Origin of the sequence: Bordetella genomosp. 7 (genome assembly GCF_002261265.1) — a bacterium.
GTDB lineage: Bacteria > Pseudomonadota > Gammaproteobacteria > Burkholderiales > Burkholderiaceae_B > Bordetella_A.
Window position 1 is genome coordinate 66,116 of the sequence record NZ_NEVK01000008.1, and the last position, 19,587, is coordinate 85,702.

The 19,587-nt window shown below is 61.6% G+C and carries 17 protein-coding genes; 9 read left to right on the forward strand and 8 right to left on the reverse strand.

What is annotated here, in order from left to right:
* Positions 1-43: 43 nt before the first annotated feature.
* From CAL19_RS16195 to CAL19_RS16215, 5 genes are all read left to right on the forward strand, one after another.
* Positions 44-1,684: a BCCT family transporter gene (locus CAL19_RS16195; protein WP_094797395.1), complete on the forward strand. Its 1,641-nt coding sequence runs from the start codon at positions 44-46 to the stop codon at positions 1,682-1,684.
* A gap of 79 nt (positions 1,685-1,763) precedes the next feature.
* Positions 1,764-3,641: a DUF294 nucleotidyltransferase-like domain-containing protein gene (locus CAL19_RS16200; protein ID WP_094797396.1), complete on the forward strand. Its 1,878-nt coding sequence runs from the start codon at positions 1,764-1,766 to the stop codon at positions 3,639-3,641.
* A 13-nt stretch (positions 3,642-3,654) separates the two neighbouring features.
* A complete protein-coding gene (locus CAL19_RS16205) occupies positions 3,655-4,401 on the forward strand; it encodes a 3'-5' exonuclease (protein WP_094797397.1) in 747 nt (248 codons plus the stop codon).
* Between the two features lie 106 nt (positions 4,402-4,507).
* A complete protein-coding gene (locus tag CAL19_RS16210) occupies positions 4,508-5,044 on the forward strand; it encodes a DUF3455 domain-containing protein (protein WP_170941558.1) in 537 nt (178 codons plus the stop codon).
* Between the two features lie 144 nt (positions 5,045-5,188).
* On the forward strand, positions 5,189-6,001 hold the full coding sequence (locus tag CAL19_RS16215; RefSeq protein ID WP_094797399.1) for an enoyl-CoA hydratase/isomerase family protein: 813 nt from the start codon (positions 5,189-5,191) through the stop codon (positions 5,999-6,001).
* A gap of 55 nt (positions 6,002-6,056) precedes the next feature.
* Here CAL19_RS16215 and CAL19_RS16220 read toward each other — a convergent pair whose 3' ends face one another.
* The 3 genes from CAL19_RS16220 to CAL19_RS16230 are packed head-to-tail and all read right to left on the reverse strand — an operon-like array spanning position 6,057 to position 10,099.
* The gene (locus tag CAL19_RS16220; RefSeq protein ID WP_026641465.1) at positions 6,057-7,238 is read right to left on the reverse strand and encodes a CaiB/BaiF CoA transferase family protein; all 1,182 of its coding nucleotides are present in this window, start codon (positions 7,236-7,238) and stop codon (positions 6,057-6,059) included.
* 49 nt (positions 7,239-7,287) lie between these two features.
* Complete coding sequence (locus CAL19_RS16225) at positions 7,288-8,139, reverse strand: IclR family transcriptional regulator (protein WP_051423935.1); 852 nt, start codon at positions 8,137-8,139, stop codon at positions 7,288-7,290.
* Between the two features lie 13 nt (positions 8,140-8,152).
* Positions 8,153-10,099: an AMP-binding protein gene (locus tag CAL19_RS16230; RefSeq protein ID WP_094797400.1), complete on the reverse strand. Its 1,947-nt coding sequence runs from the start codon at positions 10,097-10,099 to the stop codon at positions 8,153-8,155.
* A gap of 392 nt (positions 10,100-10,491) precedes the next feature.
* On the opposite strand from CAL19_RS16230, the gene CAL19_RS16235 reads away from it, so the two are divergent.
* The 4 genes from CAL19_RS16235 (at position 10,492) to CAL19_RS16250 (ending at position 15,003) form a co-directional block, all read left to right on the forward strand.
* Entirely contained in the window at positions 10,492-11,313 is an 822-nt protein-coding gene (locus tag CAL19_RS16235) for an IclR family transcriptional regulator (RefSeq protein WP_249276337.1), read from the forward strand.
* Entirely contained in the window at positions 11,310-12,119 is an 810-nt protein-coding gene (locus tag CAL19_RS16240) for an IclR family transcriptional regulator (protein WP_094797723.1), read from the forward strand. Before CAL19_RS16235 ends, CAL19_RS16240 begins: the two co-directional genes overlap by 4 nt.
* A 134-nt stretch (positions 12,120-12,253) precedes the next feature.
* Positions 12,254-13,036 carry an SDR family oxidoreductase gene (locus tag CAL19_RS16245; RefSeq protein WP_094797401.1) on the forward strand — a complete coding sequence of 261 codons (783 nt, stop codon included), beginning with the start codon at positions 12,254-12,256 and terminating at the stop codon, positions 13,034-13,036.
* Complete coding sequence (locus CAL19_RS16250; protein ID WP_094797402.1) at positions 13,033-15,003, forward strand: FAD-dependent oxidoreductase; 1,971 nt, start codon at positions 13,033-13,035, stop codon at positions 15,001-15,003. Before CAL19_RS16245 ends, CAL19_RS16250 begins: the two co-directional genes overlap by 4 nt.
* Before the next feature lie 25 nt (positions 15,004-15,028).
* On the opposite strand, the gene CAL19_RS16255 is transcribed toward CAL19_RS16250, so the two are convergent.
* Genes CAL19_RS16255 through CAL19_RS16275 form a run of 5 tightly spaced genes read right to left on the reverse strand, consistent with a single transcriptional unit; the run spans position 15,029 to position 19,443 of the window.
* On the reverse strand, positions 15,029-15,748 hold the full coding sequence (locus tag CAL19_RS16255; protein ID WP_094797403.1) for an ABC transporter ATP-binding protein: 720 nt from the start codon (positions 15,746-15,748) through the stop codon (positions 15,029-15,031).
* The gene (locus CAL19_RS16260) at positions 15,738-16,487 is read right to left on the reverse strand and encodes an ABC transporter ATP-binding protein (protein WP_094797404.1); all 750 of its coding nucleotides are present in this window, start codon (positions 16,485-16,487) and stop codon (positions 15,738-15,740) included. The genes CAL19_RS16255 and CAL19_RS16260 overlap by 11 nt, the downstream gene beginning before the upstream one ends.
* Before the next feature lie 9 nt (positions 16,488-16,496).
* Positions 16,497-17,393: a branched-chain amino acid ABC transporter permease gene (locus tag CAL19_RS16265; RefSeq protein WP_026641456.1), complete on the reverse strand. Its 897-nt coding sequence runs from the start codon at positions 17,391-17,393 to the stop codon at positions 16,497-16,499.
* Entirely contained in the window at positions 17,386-18,261 is an 876-nt protein-coding gene (locus CAL19_RS16270; RefSeq protein WP_026641455.1) for a branched-chain amino acid ABC transporter permease, read from the reverse strand. The genes CAL19_RS16265 and CAL19_RS16270 overlap by 8 nt, the downstream gene beginning before the upstream one ends.
* Positions 18,262-18,273: 12 nt before the next feature.
* Entirely contained in the window at positions 18,274-19,443 is a 1,170-nt protein-coding gene (locus CAL19_RS16275; protein WP_094797405.1) for an ABC transporter substrate-binding protein, read from the reverse strand.
* Between the last annotated feature and the right edge of the window lie 144 nt (positions 19,444-19,587).

A 19,587-nucleotide genomic window follows, 5' to 3' on the forward strand; every position in this document is an offset into this window, starting at 1 on the left:
CCAGCCACGCCACACAGGCCATTAGCAACATCAAGGAGTACCGATGGCAGAAGATAGCCCAGAAAAGAAAGACCCGATGATTCCCGACGGAGAGGTCAACCCCATCGACACCGATTACCAGGTGGGGCAGGACAATGTCATTGTCAATGTCGGGCCGTTCGGCCTGGATATCCACAACCCCGTGTTCGGGGTAGCGGCCGGCCTGGTGATTGTGTTCGTGGCGTTGACGCTGGGTTTTCACGAAGAGGCCGAGCTGTTGTTCAACGGGATGAAAGACTGGCTGACGTCGCAGCTCGACGGGTTCTTCCTGGTGGCCGGCAATATTTTTGTGTTGACCTGCCTGATCATCGCCTTTTCGCCATTGGGCAGGGTCCGGCTGGGAGGCACCGAGGCCAAGCCCGACTACACGTACGTGGGCTGGTTCTCGATGTTGTTCGCCGCGGGCATGGGCATCGGGTTGATGTTCTTTGGCGTATCGGAACCTCTGACGCATTTCGGCACGGCGTATGACGGCATCGAGATGGCCGACGGCGTGCGCACCGACTGGGCGCCGCTGGGCGGGGCCGCCGGCGATGCGCAGGCAGCCGCTCGCCTGGGCATGGCGGCAACCATCTACCACTGGGCGCTGCACCCCTGGGCGATCTATGCCGTGCTGGCGCTGGGGTTGGCGCTGTTCTCGTTCAACAAGGGGCTGCCGCTGACGATACGTTCGGTGTTCTACCCGCTGCTGGGCGAACGCGTGTGGGGCTGGCCGGGTCACGTCATCGATATTCTGGCGGTGCTGGCGACACTGTTCGGCCTGGCGACTTCGCTGGGGTTCGGGGCGTCGCAGGCCAGCTCGGGGCTGAATTTCTTGTTCGGCACCCCGGAAGGCACGGGCTTCCAGGTTGTGCTGGTTATCGGCATTACGGCCATCGCGCTGTTTTCGGTCGTGGCCGGGCTGGATGCGGGGGTCAAGCGCCTGTCCGAAATCAACATGGCGCTGGCCTTGCTGCTGATGCTGTTCGTGATTGTGGTGGGGCCCACGCTTAGCATCATCACCGGCTTCTTCGCGAATCTTGGCGCCTATTTGCAGTACCTGCCCGCGCTATCGAACCCTGTGGGCCGCGAGGACACCAATTTCCTGCAGGGCTGGACGGCCTTTTACTGGGCATGGTGGATTTCCTGGTCGCCCTTCGTGGGCATGTTCATCGCGCGTGTGTCGCGTGGCCGCACTGTTCGGGAATTCATTATTTCGGTGCTGATCGTGCCATCGCTGGCCTGCACGCTATGGATGACGGTATTTGGCGAAACGGCTATTTCGCAGGTGGTGCGCTACGGCTATGAAGCCGCCCGCGATGCCGACCTGCCGCTGCAGCTGTTCATGATGCTGGATGCGTTGCCGCTGAAGTCGATCACGTCTTTCATCGCCATCGTGCTCGTGGTGGTGTTCTTTGTCACCTCGTCGGATTCGGGGTCATTGGTCATCGACGTGATTTCTGCCGGCGGCAAGGTCGACGCGCCCATGCCTCAACGCGTGTTCTGGGCCATTTTCGAAGGCCTGGTTGCCATCGCGCTGATCCTGGGTGGCGGACTGGTGGCCCTGCAGGCCATGGCGGTATCGACCGGATTGCCGTTTGCAATCGTATTGCTGGCGGCAACGCTGGCTATCGTGAAAGGGTTGATGTCAGAGCCCAGGCGCTGATCGGCCGCGCCCCGGCCGGATCGGCCGGGGCCGTCCCGCGCTCGGCTTCGCCGCCCCCCACCTCGGTAGTATTGGAACCATGCAGATCGAGCAGCTTGAGATCATCGATTTTCTGCGCGCTCACCCCCCTTTCGACGCGCTGCCGGATGACGTGCTGGAAAACCTGGCCAGCGCCATCGACGTGTCCTATTACAAGGCAGGCGAGCAGATCATCGAACTGGGCCAGCCGTCCGGGCACTGGTATGTGGTGCGCAGCGGGGCGGTCGAGGTCTACCGGCGCGACGGCACGCTGTACAACCGCCTGACATCGGGGGGGTATTTTGGCGAGTCGGGACTGTTGCGGCATGGCCGGGTACGGTTTCCGGCCAAGGCGCTGGAAGACTCGCTTGTATATCTGATTCCGGGCCCGGCGTTTCTGGACCTTTTCGAAAACCACGACGCGTTCGCCGACTATGTAGAACTGGAAGACCACGCCCGCCTTCGGCAAGTGATGTCGCGCCGTGAAGATGCCAATGACTTGTCGTCGGCCACCGTAGACACCCTGGTCACGCGCGAACCGGTAACCCTGGAACGCAGCGCCACCGCTCACGATGCCGCGCAGCGCATGACGCAAGAAGGCGTGTCGTCGCTGCTGATCGTCGACGAAAACCCGGATGTTGCCGGCACGCCGTTGTTGTCGGGCATTCTTACCGACCGCGACTTGCGCACCCGGCTGCTGGCGCCGGGCCTGCCGCTGGACACGCCGGTGGCAGACATCATGACGCCGAACGTGGTAACGGTGGCCCACAACCAGCTGGTGTTTGAAGCGATGCTGGCGATGTTGCGCCATAACGTGCACCATCTGCCCGTCATGAAGCACCAGCGTCCGTTGGGTATCGTTGTGCTGTCGGACATCATCCGCTACGAATCGCGCAACAGCCTGTTCCTGGTGGGCAGCATTTTCCGCGCGCAGAACACGGATGAACTGGCCGCCCTGGTGCCGGACATGCGCGCCAGCTTCACCCGCATGGTGGCCGAAGACGCCAGCGCCCATATGGTGGGCAGCGCCATGTCGGCCATCGGGCGCGCCGTCAAGCAGCGGCTTCTGGAACTTGCAGAAGCCGAACTCGGGCCGCCGCCCGTGCCGTACTGCTTCCTGGCCCTGGGGTCGATGGCGCGCCAGGAACAGTTGATCGTAACGGACCAGGACAACGCGCTGATCCTGGACAACAGTTTCGATGCCGCCCGACACGATGCGTGGTTCAAGGCGCTGAGCACCTTCGTTTCCGATGGCCTGGCGCGTTGCGGCTATACCTATTGCACCGGCGGCGTCATGGCCACGAACGAAAAGTGGCGCCAGCCGCTGGCGGCATGGGAACGCCTGTTTACCGATTGGATAGAACGCCCCACGCCGGAATCGTTGCTGCACGCCGGTATCTTCTTCGACCTGGATGGCGTGTGGGGCCGCACGGATTGGGCCGTGCACCTGCGCAAGCTGATCGCGCGCAAGGCCCGCGGCAACACGCGATTTCTGGCCTGCATGGCGCGCAATGCGCTGCTGCGCACGCCGCCGCTGGGGTTCTTCAAAGACTTTGTCGTCGAATGCGACGGGCGCCACACGCGTGCCATCAACCTCAAGCGGCGGGGCACAGCGCCGCTGGCCGACCTGATCCGCGTGCATGCATTGGCGATAGGGTCGCAGGCGCTTAACTCGTTTGACCGCCTGCGCGAAATCATCGATGCGGGCATTCTTCCGCAGGGCCGCGGGCAAGACCTGTACGATGCGCTGGAATTCATCTCTACGGTGCGCGCCCGCAACCAGGCCGATGAAATTGCCGCGAATAACGAACCGGACAACAGTATCGAACCGGAAACGTTGTCGGACTTCGAGCGCAAGTCGCTGCGCGATGCGTTTCTGATACTGAGCAACGCGCAAAAGTACCTTAAATTCCGTTATCAGCCGGGCCGTTCCAATTGATGATGGCGACGCAATGCTGCACCTGGACGACCTGAAGCCCAACGCCGCAAGGCGCGGCGGCGCCGCCCCCGATTGGCCGCAGCGGTTTGCCGCGCTGGCCCGCGCGGCGCAAGACCCGCGCCTGCAGGCCTTTTATCGGCAGGGCGCGCCGTCCGGCGACTGCCCTTTGCGCGACGTGCCCATGGCCGCGCTGGATGTCGAAACCACGGGGCTGGATGTGCGGCGCGACGAAATCGTCAGCATCGGCATCGTACCCATGACGTTGGCGCGCATCCAGGCCAGCGCCTCGCGTTATTGGGTGGTCAGGCCCACCACCGATTTAACGCCGGAATCGGTCACTATCCACGCGATCACGCATTCCCAGATCACCACGGCGCCGGACCTGGGCGCCATACTGGAAGATGTGCTGGATGCCCTGGCGGGGCGGGTCGTGGTCGTGCATTGCCGCGACATCGAACGGCTTTTCCTGAACGCGGCGCTACAGTCCCGCATTGGCGAAGGCCTGGAGTTCCCGGTGATAGACACGATGGAACTCGAAGCGCGACTGTATCGCCAGCCGCCCGGCCTGCTGAACAGGCTGCTGGGGCGCAAGCCGCGCCACGTGTCGATACGGCTGGCCCCCAGCCGCGAACGCTACAGACTGCCGCGCTACCGCGCCCACCATGCCCTGACCGACGCCCTGGCCACAGGCGAATTGCTGCAGGCACAGGTTGCGCACCGGTTCTCGCCGGATACGCCTTTGCGCAAACTTTGGAAGTGATGCCGCCATGAACAGCCGTAAAGACCACGGCAATTACTTCAACCCTGTAGAATCGTCACGCCAGTTCACTGCGCCCACCAATCTACGAAGGTACAAAGGAGCCTGCATGACGCCCGGATATTCATATCGCCGCTTTGCCCGCCTTTCTTTGCTGGCCGCATGCCTGACTGCGGCAACCGGTGCGGCGGCGACCGACAACGTGCCGGCCGTGATGCAGGTGCCGGCCGGCAACTATCCCGCGTGGCGCGCGTCCGCCGAAGGCGTCGTGACGTATGTATGCCAGCAGGCTTCGGGCATCCCGCCCCGGCAGGCCTGGTCTATCCAGAGCGCCAAGGCCACGCTCACGGGCGACGGCCAACAGGGCGAATACGCCTATCCGCCCGAAACCTGGCGCGCCGCCGACGGCTCGACGCTTACGGGCCTGGGCATAGTGCGATTCAATGCCGCCCCCGACCGCCTGGACGACCAGCTCGTCATCGCAAATCCGGCGGGGGGTGCGGGGGTGCTTTCCGGGGTGACATACATCCAGCGGCTGGTGCAGTCGGGGGGCGGCGCCCCTGCCAGGGCGTGCGATGCCGCTGCGACGGGTCAACGCGTGGATGCGCCGTTCCGGGCGGTGTACATGTTCTGGAAGCCCAACTGATACCTGCGCCGAAGGTATAGGCGGGCTTGCCCGACCGCTGCCCGATGTACGGAACACTGTAGCGTTGTTCTTGCCGGGATACAGCCTGCAACGCACACTCGGCAGGCCCCGATCCAGCACCAACTCTATGGAGCCACATTGAACATGCGCTACGACGACTTCCAATTCCTGGTATGCGAGCCGCAGGCCGACGGCGTTGTGCTCGTGACACTCAATCGGCCAGAAGCGATGAACGCCACCAATGACCGCATGCATTGGGAACTGACCAAGATCTGGGGCATCCTCGATGAGGACCCTGGCGTCAAAGTGGTGGTAGTTACCGGCGCGGGGGATCGGGCGTTTTCGGCGGGCGGCGATCTTTCTATCGTAGAAGCCATGTCCAACAGCCACGACACCACCATGCGCGTCATGAAAGAGGCATCGGACATTGTCTACAACATGCTCGCCTGCAACAAACCGATTGTCTCGGCGATCAATGGCACGGCAGTGGGCGCCGGCCTTGCGGTGGCGCTGCTGGCCGATGTCAGCGTCATGGCTGAAGACGCCAGGCTCACGGATGGACATGCGCGGCTGGGCGTGTCGGCGGGAGACCATGCCGCGATCATCTGGCCCATTCTCTGCGGCATGTCCAAGGCCAAGTACTACTTGATGACCGCCGATTTTGTAGACGGCAAAGAGGCCGAGCGCATTGGCCTGGTTACATTCTGCGCGCCACGCGCCGACGTGCTGCCGAGGTCGCTTGCCATTGCCGCGAAGCTGGCACAAGGCAGCCAGACAGCTATACGCGCCACGAAAAAATCCCTGAACAACTGGATGCGTATCGCGGGGCCCGTATTCGATAATTCACTTGCACAGGAAATGCTCTGTTTCCTGGGGCCTGACGTCAAGGAAGGGTTGGCCGCATTGCGCGAGAAGCGCGCGCCGAAGTTTCCATCCGCACAGCTTCCCGCCCACTGACGCAAACACATCGCCCAAGGCGGCGGGCGGTTACGCCGGCCCCCCGCCGGCGCCCTTAAATTACCCCCTGCTTTCTCAGCCGCGCGATACTGGCGGCATCGACGCCGATATCGGCCAGTATCGCGTCGGTATGCTCTCCGTTCAGCGGCGCGCGGCGCTCGATGGAGGGCGGTGTGCGCGATAACGCCACCGGGGTATTGAAAACAGGCACTTTCCCGGGCGCGCCGGGGTAATCCATCCACCTGATGAGATTGGCGGCCTTGACTACATCGTCTTCCAATGCCTGCCGTGGCGAATTGATGCGGGCAGCGGGAATGCGCGCCTGCTCCAGCAGTGCCAGCGCTTCCTCCAGACTCTTGTCCAGGCACCATTGGCTCATGATGCCGCTCAGAAGTTCCCCGTGTTCGCCACGCAGTGCATCATCGGCGAACCGCTCATCCGCAAACAGCTCGGGGCGGCCTACGAGCCGAGTCCAACGCTTGAACATGGCCTGCCCGATAACCTGGATAATGAACCAGCCGTCGCGTGCCTTGAATATGTCCGACGGGGCATAGCCCGATGCGCGGTTCAGCGTAGCCTGCCGGTTCACATGCAAAAGCGCTTCTTCAATCAGGGCGCCACTGGCCATGTTAAGGCCGGTGCACAGTAACGATGCACTGACCTCCTGTCCTGTACCGCTACGTTGGCGTTCATACAGGGCGAGCACCGCACCCAGCGCGCAGGCGAACGATGTCGCGAAATCCACGACGGGCACCATGGACTTCTGCGGCTGCTCGGGCGTACCCGCCAGGTAAACCGATCCGCTTAGCGCCTGTCCAACGCCATCGAAGCCCACCCTGTCCCGCACCGCCTGGGCATTGCCGAATGCACTGGAAGCAACGAGGATGATCCGGGGATTGACGGTCTTGAGCGTCTCATAGTCCAGGCCCAGGCTCTTGAGCGTGCGCGGCGGCATATTGGCGACGACTACATCAGCGCGAATCACCAGCTTGCGGACGATCTCGCGTCCCTGCTCGCTATCCAGATCGAGAGTCATCGACCGCTTGTTGCGGTTCAGCTGCAGAAACATGGCGCCCTCGCCGTCATCGGTCACGGGCACGATGTAACGATCCTCCCCTCCTTCCACGCGCTCGACTCTGATGACATCGGCGCCGTAGTCAGCCAGCAGAGCGGCGCAGTACGGACCCGCGATAAAGCGGCCGAAATCCAGGACTTTGATACCTTCGAGTACCTTCATAAATTGCTTCTCGTTGTCCATGAGCCCATATGTACGGATCACCAGGTGCTCAGGGTTCTATGGCGTTGAATTCGCGTTGCAGAGCTTCTCCCATGGCGAGCAGGCGCGGACCCAGTTCTCTGGTTACGCGAGCCCGCGTCATGGCGCGGCTGGCGCCTACGCACGCCAGTACAAATGGCGAGTTTCCTTCCAGCAATACAGGGGTGGCCAGCGCGCCGAGTTCAGGTTCCCACTCGCCGATGGACACGCAATACCCGGTTTCGGCGACCTGCGCCATGCCTTCCCATACGCGGCGCCGCAACCGGCTCCAGTCCCGCGGCATCCGACGTTGTACGTTCTCCAGCAAATAGTTGCGCTCGAGCTCCGGCAATCCGGCGAGCAACGCCCAGCCCATCGGAGACTGCGCAATTCCTACGCGTATGCCGACATGCAGGGGTAGCGCCACCGGCGACTCCGGACTGCGACGGCATTCCAGCACGACCAGATCGAGCCGGTCGCGCAATGCCAGGCATACGTGCACCTTGTGCTGCCGCGCAAACGCTGCCATGCGTTCGCCAGCCAGACCCTGGATGGCGGAGTGCGCCATTGCCGCATAGCCCAGTCCCAGCACCTTGGGCGACAGCCGGTACTTGCGTTCGTCGGCGTCATGCAGCAGGTAGCCCAACTGCGCGAGCGATTGAGCCATGCGCGACACCGTGGACAAGGGCAGCCCCGTCCGTTGCGACAACTGACTGTTGCCCAGCCAACGCTCCTGGGGAGAAAACGCCGAGATAATGAGCAGCGCGCGCACAACCGGGGTAACGACGGCGACCCCGGGCTCGCGCTGCAGCGAGGCAGACATGCCGAGCAATGCGGGCTGTGCGGCACTGGTTCTGGTGCCGACCTGGGCGCTGTATGCCATTTGACGCGCCGCGTCAGCGTGCCGCCGCACGCACTTCATCAAGCGCGGCCGGGTTATCCAATGAAGAAAGATCGCCGGGCGGCTGACCGCAATAAACACTGCGGATGGCTCGCCGCATGATCTTCGAACTGCGGGTCTTGGGCAGCTGGCTTAGCACGTGTACCCTGCCTGGGCGGAAAGGTCGGCCCAGACGTTTCTCTACATGTCTTGCCACCAAGGCCTCGAGCTCGCTCTCGGCTACGTTCGCATTGGGACGGGGCACCACGAATACAACAAGTTTCTGGCCCTTGACCTCGTCCGCGACGCCAATGGCGGCGGCTTCGGACACGTCGTGGATCTCCAGGACCACCTCTTCTACTTCGGCCGGACCCAGTCGCTTACCGGCGACCTTCAGGGTATCGTCCGAACGTCCCATCATAAAGAAGCACCCGTCCGGCGTGCGCACGGCCAGGTCTCCATGCACCCATACGCCCGGGATCGTTCGCCAATAGGTTTCCAGGTACCGGGCATCGTCGCGCCAGAAAGACTGCGTCATGCCCACGAAGGGCGCACGAACCGCCAGCTCGCCAACTTGTCCCGTCAGACTGTTTCCCTGGTAATCGACGACATCCACCGCCACACCGGGCGAAATAGTGTTGAAGCCGCTCGGTGGTATGGGCCGGATGGGCACGCTGGACAGCAAAGCTCCGGAAACCTCTGTTCCGCCGGTGTAATTCACCAATGGAGCGGTGCCGTCGCCGAAGCGCTCCTGGAACCAGATGAAATGCTCCGGCGCAATGCCTTCCCCGGCCGTGATGAGCACACGCACGGTGGAGCGATCCCCCTGCAGGGCCACGGCTTCGTTGCCTGCCATGCCGCGGATGAGCGTCGGCGCGGATCCAAAATGCGTAACTTTGTGGCGCTCTATCAGGCGGGACATGCGCGACCAGTCGGGATAATCCGGCGCACCGTCATAACAAACAAGCGTCGCCCCGCGCAGCAGGGCGCTGGCCAGTACGAGTGTTCCGGCGATCCACCCCATGTCGGCTGGCCAGCAGTACACATCACCTGGCTTGACATCAAAATGGACCAGCGAGTCATGAGCGATTTTGATGGGAAAGCTGCCGTGTGTGTGTACGACGCCTTTCGGCTTGCCTGTCGTGCCGGAGGTGTAGATCACCATAAACGGCGTGTCGGGCGTTACCGACAATGCGTCCTGCCCTGGCCCGTGCGCACCGCAAGCAACTTCTTGCCAGTCCAGATCGCGAGCGTCCTGCGCGCGCTCACCCTCTGCATACTTCCAGACTACGTGTTCCAGCAAGGGTAGCTGCCGCCATGCATCGCGTAGTGCGCCCTGGACATCCACGCGCTTGGTACGGCGCTGGAACCCGGTGGACGCAATTACCATGCGGGCCTCGGCGGCAGACAGGCGGGCCACGATGGCATCGACGCCAAACCCGCTGAAAAGCGGCACCACGACGGCTCCGAGATGCACAATGGCCATCAGCGAAATCGTGGCGTCCACCCCATTTTCCATCAATAGGCCTATGCGATCGCCGGGCCCAATGCCGCTGTTGGACAGGCCGGCGGCGAATTTCCGCACTCGCTGCTCCAACTCCCGGAAAGTCAGCGAACTGCTGCTTCCGTCTTCTCGTTCGCCGACCACGGCTATTCGTTCGGCCGTGTCCGCACGCCTGGCCCAGCTATAAATGCTGTTGACCCAGTTCAGTCTACCGCCAGGAAACCAACTGGGGAATTCGGGCCCGCGCGACAGATCTACGTAATCCTTGGGCGGTTCATCCCAGACGATGCAGCACTCCTGCATCACGGTTTCCCAGTAGTGACGGGGCTCTTTCACTGACGCACGCATGAGCTCCTCGTAAGAGGTGACTCGCAGCGCTCCCATCAGGTGCGCAATTCCGGAGTTCTGCAATTCGCGCTGGCCGGGCTGCCAGACATGTGAAGGTTCTTGCTTGCTCATTGTTCAGATCTTCTCGGGTGCATGGAAGGGCTTGAACGTGGTTCGAGACCCCATGGCGGTATGACGGGCCGCCACGGGAAAGCGTGGGGCGCGCTGTTGCGTAAGATGAAATCCGCCTCGAAAGAGGTCAAACGTTATCCATAGCGCGTTCCGTACCTCGGCACGCCCCCGCCGGTCCCAAGATGACGATTTGCCGTAGAAACCCACAGTTTTCCTATTCCAACACTCGGAACATTGCTCACAATCTGCTTGCCCCCTTGCGTCCGGGCTGCGACATAATTGGCGCTGGGCCTGCCAAGGCCCCGTGTATCCTCCGCCGACGCTAGCGCATGGCCAGGGATAACCCTAGGATTGCGTCACCGATTAACGTACCAAGTGGTTAAGTGTGTTTTATGAACGACATGCTTCCCCAATCCCCCGAGCAGCAGCACGGCCTGCGAGTCTGCCGTCCCACTGTTGCCCCGTTCGCTCGCGCGTTGTCGATTCTTGCCTCGTTTTCCCCCGGGGATCAATGGCTCACCAACCGCGACTTCGCCATCCGCAGCGGCCTGCCGGCGTCCACCGTCACCCGGATGACTAACACGCTGGTTACGCTGGGATACCTGCATTGCGATCCGGGCACTCGCAGGTTTTGCCTGAAGTCGTCCGTGCTGGCGCTGGGCTACGGGGCCGCAGTGGACGCCGAGATTCATCACCCCACTAACGAGCTGATGCGGGTTTTTGCCGAGCAGTACCAGGTCAATGTGCAACTAAGCTGCCGCGACCGACTGGATCTGGTCGTTACCGACAGCTGCCTGACGAATGCCCTGCCTGCGATGCTGCAAACCGGCATAGGAACCCGGCTTGGCGTGGCATCATCGGCGCCGGGCTGGGCCCTGTTGGCCAGCCTGCCCGAAGCCGAGCGCGATTTCCTGTTGCGCAGCGCTCGTCAGCAGCCCCCGGATGAAGTCAAGCACGGACGCCACGCGCTGCATAAGTATGCGGGCGAAGCGATTCTGCGGGTTCGCGAAAACGGATTCTGCGTCGCGTTGGGGGAGTCGGGCCGTCCGATGACGACGGTAGCCGCTCCCGTCCGCCGGCCGGGCCTGGCGCCGCTCGCGGTCAGCTGCATGGGTCCCGCAACCCGTGTCGACAGAAACCGTAGCGCACACGAACTCGGGCCGGCGCTCGTGCGCATGGCGGAAAAGATCCAGCGCGTATGGACGACGCCATGAACGCCCAGCCCATGCATGGCGAAGCGCAGGATTCCGAGAGCGCGGCGCTGATGACGGTAGAGCGGGGCCTGAAGGTGCTGCGCGCGTTCCGATCCGACCGCACGCCATTGAGCAATGCCGAGTTGGTGCGTCGTACCGGTCTGCCCAAAGCCACCATATCCCGCCTGACCTCCACCCTGATCCAGGTAGGTTTTCTGCGACAGGTTCCGGGCCGCCGCGAGTTCGAGATCGCCACTGGCTCGCTCAGTATCGGACACGCCTACCTGGACACCAACGAAATGCTCCAGGCTGCGCAGCCGCTTATGCAAGATCTGGCCGACCAGCTGAATGTGTCCGTTGCCCTGGGCATTCAAGATGGCCTGGATCTGCTTTACATTGCCTATCGAGTCAGCCGCAAGGTCGCGACGCTGCGCCTCGGCGTCGGTTCAGTGTTGCCCATGGGCACCACCTCAATCGGACGCGCCTACTTATGGGCCCTGCCCCAGGCGCAAAGAGAGCCGCTGATCGCGGAATACAAACAACAGGCCGGGCCCGACGGCGATGCCCTGGAACAATCGATACGCGCTTCGTTTGACGATCTGGAAGCCACGGGAACCTGCGCTGTGCTGGGTGGATTCCAGCGCAGCACTTACGGAGTCGCCACCCCCATCTGGGCGGGGCGCAACCGTATACCTATCGCCATGAGCTGCGGCAAAGCAGACGTCAATCTCGATCTGGAAGCCGAGCGGCAGCGCATCGCGCCTGCGCTCAAGCAGACAGCCGCGGAGCTCCAGGCAGCGCTGCGCGACTTCGAAGGCCCCCTCTGATCCGTATTTGTAGGCCTGACCCAAGGGCCCGATCAGCATACCGGGCCTGCGCCGCCGTTGTACGGAACGCGCCATACGGCGACATTGATACACGCAGGCTGCCCCGATGTAATTCCCACTAACAGGAGACAAATATGGATCTGAAACTATCGGGTCAGCGCGTGTTGGTAACCGGGGCCTCGCAAGGCATCGGCGCGGGTCTCGCCCACGCCTTCGCGGCCGAAGGCTGTCACCTGGCTCTGGTGGCCCGTTCGGCAGACAAGCTCCAGGCGCTGGCAGACGGCTTGATATCTGACTACGGCGTACAGGTTTCGTTGCTGCCGCTGGACATGACCCTGCCCGGAGCGATCGAGCGGGTGGCGGAATTCGCGGGCGATGTGGACGTACTGGTAAACAACGCGGGCGCGATTCCGGGCGGCGACCTTTGGGATGTGGACGCGCAGGCCTGGCGCAAGGGCTGGGAACTGAAGGTCTTTGGCTATATCGACCTGGTCCGCGCCATCTATCCGCGCATGAAGACGCGAGGCAGAGGCGTCATTCTCAACAACATCGGCAATGGCGGCCAGAACCCCGACTTCAACTACATCGCAGGCTCGACAGGCAACGCCGCTCTGATGGCGTTTACCTGTGCCCTGGGCGGCCGAAGCCTGGAAGACGGTATTCGTGTCATCGGCGTGAATCCCGGGCCGGTGGCGACGGAACGCATTGCCAAAGTGCTAAAGAGTCATGCCGCCCGGCTGCTGGGCGACGAAAACCGATCCAGCGAACTGCTGGCTGCCTATCCGCGTGGGCGCGCCGCTACGGTAGAAGAAGTGGCGGACGTGTTCGTCTATCTGGCCTCGCCGCGCTCTTCGTACACCAGCGGCACCATTGTCACTATCGACGGCGGCATCTCATCTAAACGTTCGGTGGCATGACTGCGTATAGAAATCTCTTCTCGCCGCTGTTGATCGGAGGCGTCGAGATTTCGAATCGCATCGTGCGGACGGCGCATGCGACGCGGCTGGCGCAAGGCTATGTCAACGACGACCTGATCGCCTATCACCTCGAACGAGCCAAGGGCGGAGTCGGACTTTCCATTCTGGAAAGCACGTCGGTTCATCCGTCCTCTACGTTCTCGCTCACTGCAGCGGACGACGGCGCGATCGCACCTATGCGCCGCCTGGTGGACGCCATTGCACCCACCGGCATGAAGCTCTTCACCCAACTGTGGCACGGAGGATATACCGACCCGGCGGCAGATGGAGGCCTGCCCTGGGCGGTAAGCGCGCTGCCCGGTCGCTACTCGGTGGCGCCGCCGGTTCCGATGACCACCGGCCAGATCGGCGAGCTGGTCGAGGCTTACGGAAAGGCAGCGGCCCGCATGCAGGCAGCCGGCCTGAATGGCGTCGAGGTTCTGGCGGGCGCGGGTTATCTGTTTTCACAGTTCTTCTCGCCGGTGCTCAACCAGCGAACAGACGTCTACGGTGGCCGCCTGGAAAACCGCATGCGCGCGTTGCTGGAAACTCTGCGCGCCATACGGAGCGCAACCTCGGCCGAGTTCGCCGTCGGTATCCGCGTCAGCGCAAGTACGGACCCACGCATTCTGTCGACCGAAGATGTCAACGCGATTCTGCTGAGGGTGCAAGACGAAGGCTTGGTCGACTTCGTCGATATCACCCACGGCGACTATTACTTCCATGTGGAACGCTACGCCGGAATGGATCGGCCGGTTGGCTACCAGCTTCCCGCAAGCGACCGCATAAGCCACGGTGTCACTGTGCCGCGCATCATTGTGGGCCGTTACGCCACGCTGGACGATGCGGAACAGGCCATCAGGGAAAGCCACGCCGAAATGATAGGCATGGTGCGCGGCATGATCGCCGACCCGATGCTGATCGAGAAAGCGCGTGCCGGACGCGGCACCGATGTGCGCCCCTGCATCAGCTGCAACCAGGGATGCATCGGCGGTGTATTCACCGGGCGCATGCGCTGCGCCGTGAACCCGGTCGTGGGCGACGAACGGCATCTGGCGGAAAGCCGCCTTGTCGCCGCGGCGGCGCCTCGCAAGGTCGTGGTGGTTGGTGGTGGGGTGGCAGGCATGGAGGCAGCGCGCGTTGCCCGGCTGCTGGGCCATCACGTCACATTGCTGGAAGCCGGCGCCACGCTGGGAGGCCTGCTCAACTATGCCAAGCAGCTGCCCAAGCTGCACCTGATAGGCGACATCGCCCTTTGGCTGGAGAACGAAATCTACCGGCTGGGCGTAGAAGTGCGCATGGCAACCTATGCCGAGGCAGAAGACGTCTCGGCCGAGCAACCTGACGTGGTCATTGTTGCAACCGGGTCCATGCCGACGGACGCCACCGCTTTTCGCCAGACGGCCGACCCGGCCGCCAGCCTGGCCATTGCGCCTGATGCAAACGTGCTGACGTCATGCGAGCTATGCATGAAAACGCAAGGCCAGTATGGAACGACCGCTTTGGTCTTTGACGATATCGGCCATTATGAGGCCATTGGCTGCTGCGAAGCCTTGATCGAGTCTGGCGCCGCGGTAACCTACGTCACCCGCCATTCGATGTTCGCGCCCGCAGTAGAAGGAACAGGACGCACACAGGCCGCGCTGCAACGGTTTTACAAAGCAGGCGACTTCCGCATCTTGACGCAGTTCGCTCTCGTTTCCATTGACCAGGGATCGGCGCGAGTTCGGCCGCTATATGGCGAGCACGCTACTGTCGTAAGTGCCGACACCGTGGTATTGGTTGGGTACCGGCAATCATTGAACGATGTCTGGAGTACGCTGCAAGGTCGGGTTCCACAGCTGCACATCGTCGGCGATGCCCTTTCAACGCGTGACGTGCAGGCGGCGATTCGCGAAGGGCATCTGGCGGCGCGGGCCATCACGTAATCTGCGGCGGCCGCGGTGCCGCCGATCAAAGACCCAAGTATGCCTTTTTGATGTCCGGGTCGTTAAGAAACACGGACGCCGGACCATGCTTGACGACCTTGCCCGATTCCAGCACATAGCTGTAGTCGCTGACTCGTAACGCGACTTCCGCGTTCTGCTCTACCAGCAGCACTGTCACGCCCTGCCGATTGATATCGCGCACCACCTTGCTGATGACGTTGACGAAGGCAGGCGCCAGCCCGATAGTAGGTTCGTCCAGCAACAGCATACTTGGCGAGCTCATAAGGGCGCGCGCCACTGCCACCATTTGCTGCTGCCCTCCGGAAAGCGAATTTGCCGGACTGGACAGCTTTGCCTCCAAATCTGGAAAGTAATGCAGGCACGTCGCGAGCAGATCGGATCGTTTCTGCACACTATCGATCAGGTACGCTCCCATCTCCAGGTTTTCGCGCACCGTCATGCTGCCGAACAGGCGCCTGCCTTCCGGCACCAGCGCCACGCCATGACCAAGGATAATGTTGGGCTCGCAATTGACGAACGACTTGCCTCCATAGGCGATGTCACCTTTGGAAGTTTTCACCAGGCCGGTAATTGCTTTGATCAAAGTGGATTTTCCGGCGCCATTGGCCCCGATCAGGCTCACGATGGCCCCGCCTTTCACCTCCAGGCTCACATCCATGATGGCGGGTACGGTTCCGTAACTGACTGACAGGTTCCGCACCATCAGAGAATTTTCAGAGGTCATGCGCTTCCCCCAGATATGCCCGAAGCACGGTTTCACTCGCCTTTACCTCATCCGGCGTACCGCTGCAGATTATCTCTCCGTGATGCAGTACGTAAATTCGATCGCAGATGTTCATCACGGCGCGCATATTGTGTTCAACCAGCAAGATCGACATATCGTGCTCTGCCCTGAGCCGCCTGAATACGCCCAGTGTCTCGGCCACTTCTGTCTGGTTCAGGCCGGTCAGGGGCTCATCCAGGCAAAGCAGCGAAGGGCCGGCCGCGAACGCCATGGCCATGCTGACCAGCCGCTGTAACCCATGCGGCAGGTTCCTGGCGATCTCGCGTTCATACCCCGCCAGGCCGAACAGTTCGATGGCCTGCGAGATCACCCGATCTTGATCGCCGGACGACACCCGACCTACGCGCTTGCCTCCCAGGCATCCGATCAGCACGTTATCGCGCACCGACATCGAAGGCAGATAGCTGCCATGCTGGAACGTGCGCACCAAGCCTTGCTTGCTGATGCGCTCGGGTTTGGCGTTAGTCATTCTTGCGCCGTTGATCTCAAGGCGTCCCGATGTCGGCCTCAGGAACCCGGACAGCAGGTTGAACGTGGTGCTCTTTCCGGCACCGTTGGGGCCGATGAGACCTACGATTTCACCTTGCCTGATCTCGATATCGACCTTGGAAACTGCCAGCAGCCCCTTGAACTGCTTGGATAGGTTCTTGCCTGAAAGTAGCGTTGATCCCGTCTGCATGGTGTCCTCTCAGCGGCTCTTGAACAGGCCCATCAGGCCCTTGGGCAGGAACAACACCGAGACAATGATGGCCAGGCCATAGAGTATGTGCTCATTGCCGCCCAACGTCTGCGCGTAGCTGGCGATGCCCACGAGCAATACGGCCCCGATGACTGGCCCCAGCGGACTGTCTTCGCCACCCACTTTCAGGTATGCCAATGCAAATGTAGAGAGCATGAAGCCAAAGTCCAACGGGCTGATTACATTGTTGGCATAGGCATGTACAGACCCAGCCAGTCCAGCCACCGCCGAAGCCACCGCGAAGCACAGGACCTTGGTCATGAACACCGGAATACCAACGCTGCGCACCACGTTTTCGTTATCGCGGATGGCGATGAACACCTTGCCCAGGTTGGAACGCTCGACGAACCACATCGCCGTGATCAACCCGAAACTTAGTATTGTCACAAAGTACTGGTAATAGGCGTCGAGCCATTCTGGCGGAAATATGCCTACCAGGCCGGAGTTGCCGCCCAGTACGTCGGTGCGGCTGTACAAAATGCGCATCGCCTCTGTAAACGCAAAGCCGATAAGCAGGAAGTACGGCCCCTTTACCCTGAGCGTAATGCATCCGAACACCACACTGACCAGCAGTGCCAGGATCGTGCTGGCAGCCAGCGTCAGCAAGAATGGCCATTCCAGATAGTTCACGATATAGCCGGTGCAATATGCACCGATACCGAAGAACGCAGCAGTGGCGAAGTTCAGTTCGCCTATCAGCAACACAAACCGCAGGCTGGCCGCCATGACGGCGGCGATGCTCATCCATACGACCAGGTTTCCGGTGTAGCCGCCGCCAAACGCGATGCAGCCCACCAGTACCGCGGCAATGAGCAAGATAAGTGGAAGGTCGGTTCTTTTAGTCATTGCCGAAGAAGCCCTTGGGTTTGATCAGCAGCACCAGCATCACGATCACAAAAATAGTCAGGTTTGCGGCCGACGGATCAAAGTAAAAGCCGACAAAGGTCTCCAGGATGGCGATCAGCAAACTGCCGAGTATGGCGCCCACGATGCTGCCCATGCCCCCCACCACCACGGCTATGAAACCCTTGACCAAGTATGAATCGCCCAATGTGGGAGTCACCGCCGCAACGGGTGCGATCAGCATGCCCGCAATCGCCGCCACGCCGGTCGCGATCAGAAATCCATGCAGTGCTATTTTTCGGTAGGCAATGCCCTGCAGCATCGCTGCTTCGTGGTCGATCGCCACGGCCCGCAGCGCCTTGCCGAAACGCGTGCTCTTGAGCAGGGCGATGATGACCCCCGTGAGCACCGCAGCAAAAACAAACAGGATCAACCGTTGCTTTGAAACGGAAATGCCTGCGACATCGAGATTGCCTTCCACGAGAGATGGAACCGGCCGGACTGCGCCGCCGAAGACCTCGAGCATGAGGCCCTCAAAAAGCAGCACCAGCCCCGCCGACAGGATGAAGGAGCCGATCATGTCGCGCTCCAACCGCTTGAATCCGAACTGATATAGCACCAGTCCGAACAGCAGGCACGCGGCCAGCCCGCCCATACCGGCCAGCGCATACACCAAGTAGGGGTTGCCGATGCGCGGAGCCAGCCAGGACAGCCCCAGCGACAGCATCAAGGCTGCAAACGTAAAGAACTGACCGTGCGCAAAGTTCACGACCTTCAGTACGCCGAAGATGATCGTCAGCCCTAGTGAGAAAAGGATGTACACCGAGCTGATCTGCAGCGCCGTGAACAGCAGCTGGAGGTTGTCCTGCATGTGCATGGCTCCTTATTTCTGCACGCGCCCAACTTCCTTCAGCGTCGTCCCGGCGATTTGGGTAATGATGACGGGCAGTTGCATCTGCTGGTCGCTACCGTATACATCCTTTCCGCCGAAACCGACCTCGCCGAAGAACGACTGGAACTTGACCTCCGGCATCACTTTGGCCACCTGCTCCGGGTCAACGCTCTGCGCCTTTTCCATTGCGGCTTTCAGTGCCCATACGGCGTCGTACATTCCGATCTGCACCGAGTTGATGTCTTCCCCCGTTACTTTCCGCACCCCGTCGTTCAGCTCTTTCTGGTGCGGATTCATGCTGGAAACCGCAACCGCGGCTCCAAGGTAGGTGCCATCAACGGCGTTCTTGCCAGTGGCCAGCAGGCCGTCGGCCCCCGTGCCGACTTCCACGACCTTGATGCCGTTCCATCCCAAAGCGTTCAACTCTCGGAACACCAGCCCTGCGTCGGCGGGCGGAGTGGATGCCAGATCAACCACATCGGGTTTGAGCGAGTTCAGCTTCGCCGCAATCGGCTGGAATTCGCTGGTGCCGCGTTCATACCAGTCGCTGACCAGTACCTTCACGCCATGGCGCTCCCATGCGGCGCGCGCCACCTTCTCGGTTTCCTGGCCTGTGGCGTCGTTGGGATTGAGCAATGCCACCGTCTTGATCTCTGGATGCAGCTTCTTCACATGAGCGATCATCGGGTCGGATATCTCGTTGACCGAATTCATCTGCGAGAAGGTCAATGGGAACTTGGGCCCCTTGATCGAGTTTCCCCAGGCGGCAGTGAACAGCAGCACACCCCTGCGTTCAGTCAGTGACTGCAGCGCCCGCACGGGCGCCACGCCGATACTGCCTGCGACATACTTCACGCCATCGCGTGCGACCAACGCCTGCGCGACCTTGGCTCCTTCCGCCGCGTTGTACTTGTTGTCGTAGCCTACACATTCGAAGTTATAGGTGGCGTCCTTTACCTTGACTCCGCCGGCAGCCTTGATTTCTTCGGCCGCCTTGGTGCACAGCCACTCAGACCCTTTCCCCCAATTGGCGCCCGCGCCAGACAATGGGATGGACATGCCCAGCTTGATGGTTTCCGCGTGGGCAAAAGCGGACGCGGCGAACAAAGCAATCGCGAAGCCGGCCTTGATCGACATCGTCTTTTTAATCGGTGCTTTCATAGTCTCCTCCGGTAGGGTTCGTATGGCGCACGCGCCAGACCCGTACGAATTAGAGTCTTCGCCACAGAAGCGGGTCAAATTAGATTCTGCGCTCGTTCCGTACCCTGGAATCGTTGCCGGCGCGGCTGATATGCCCAATTCGCG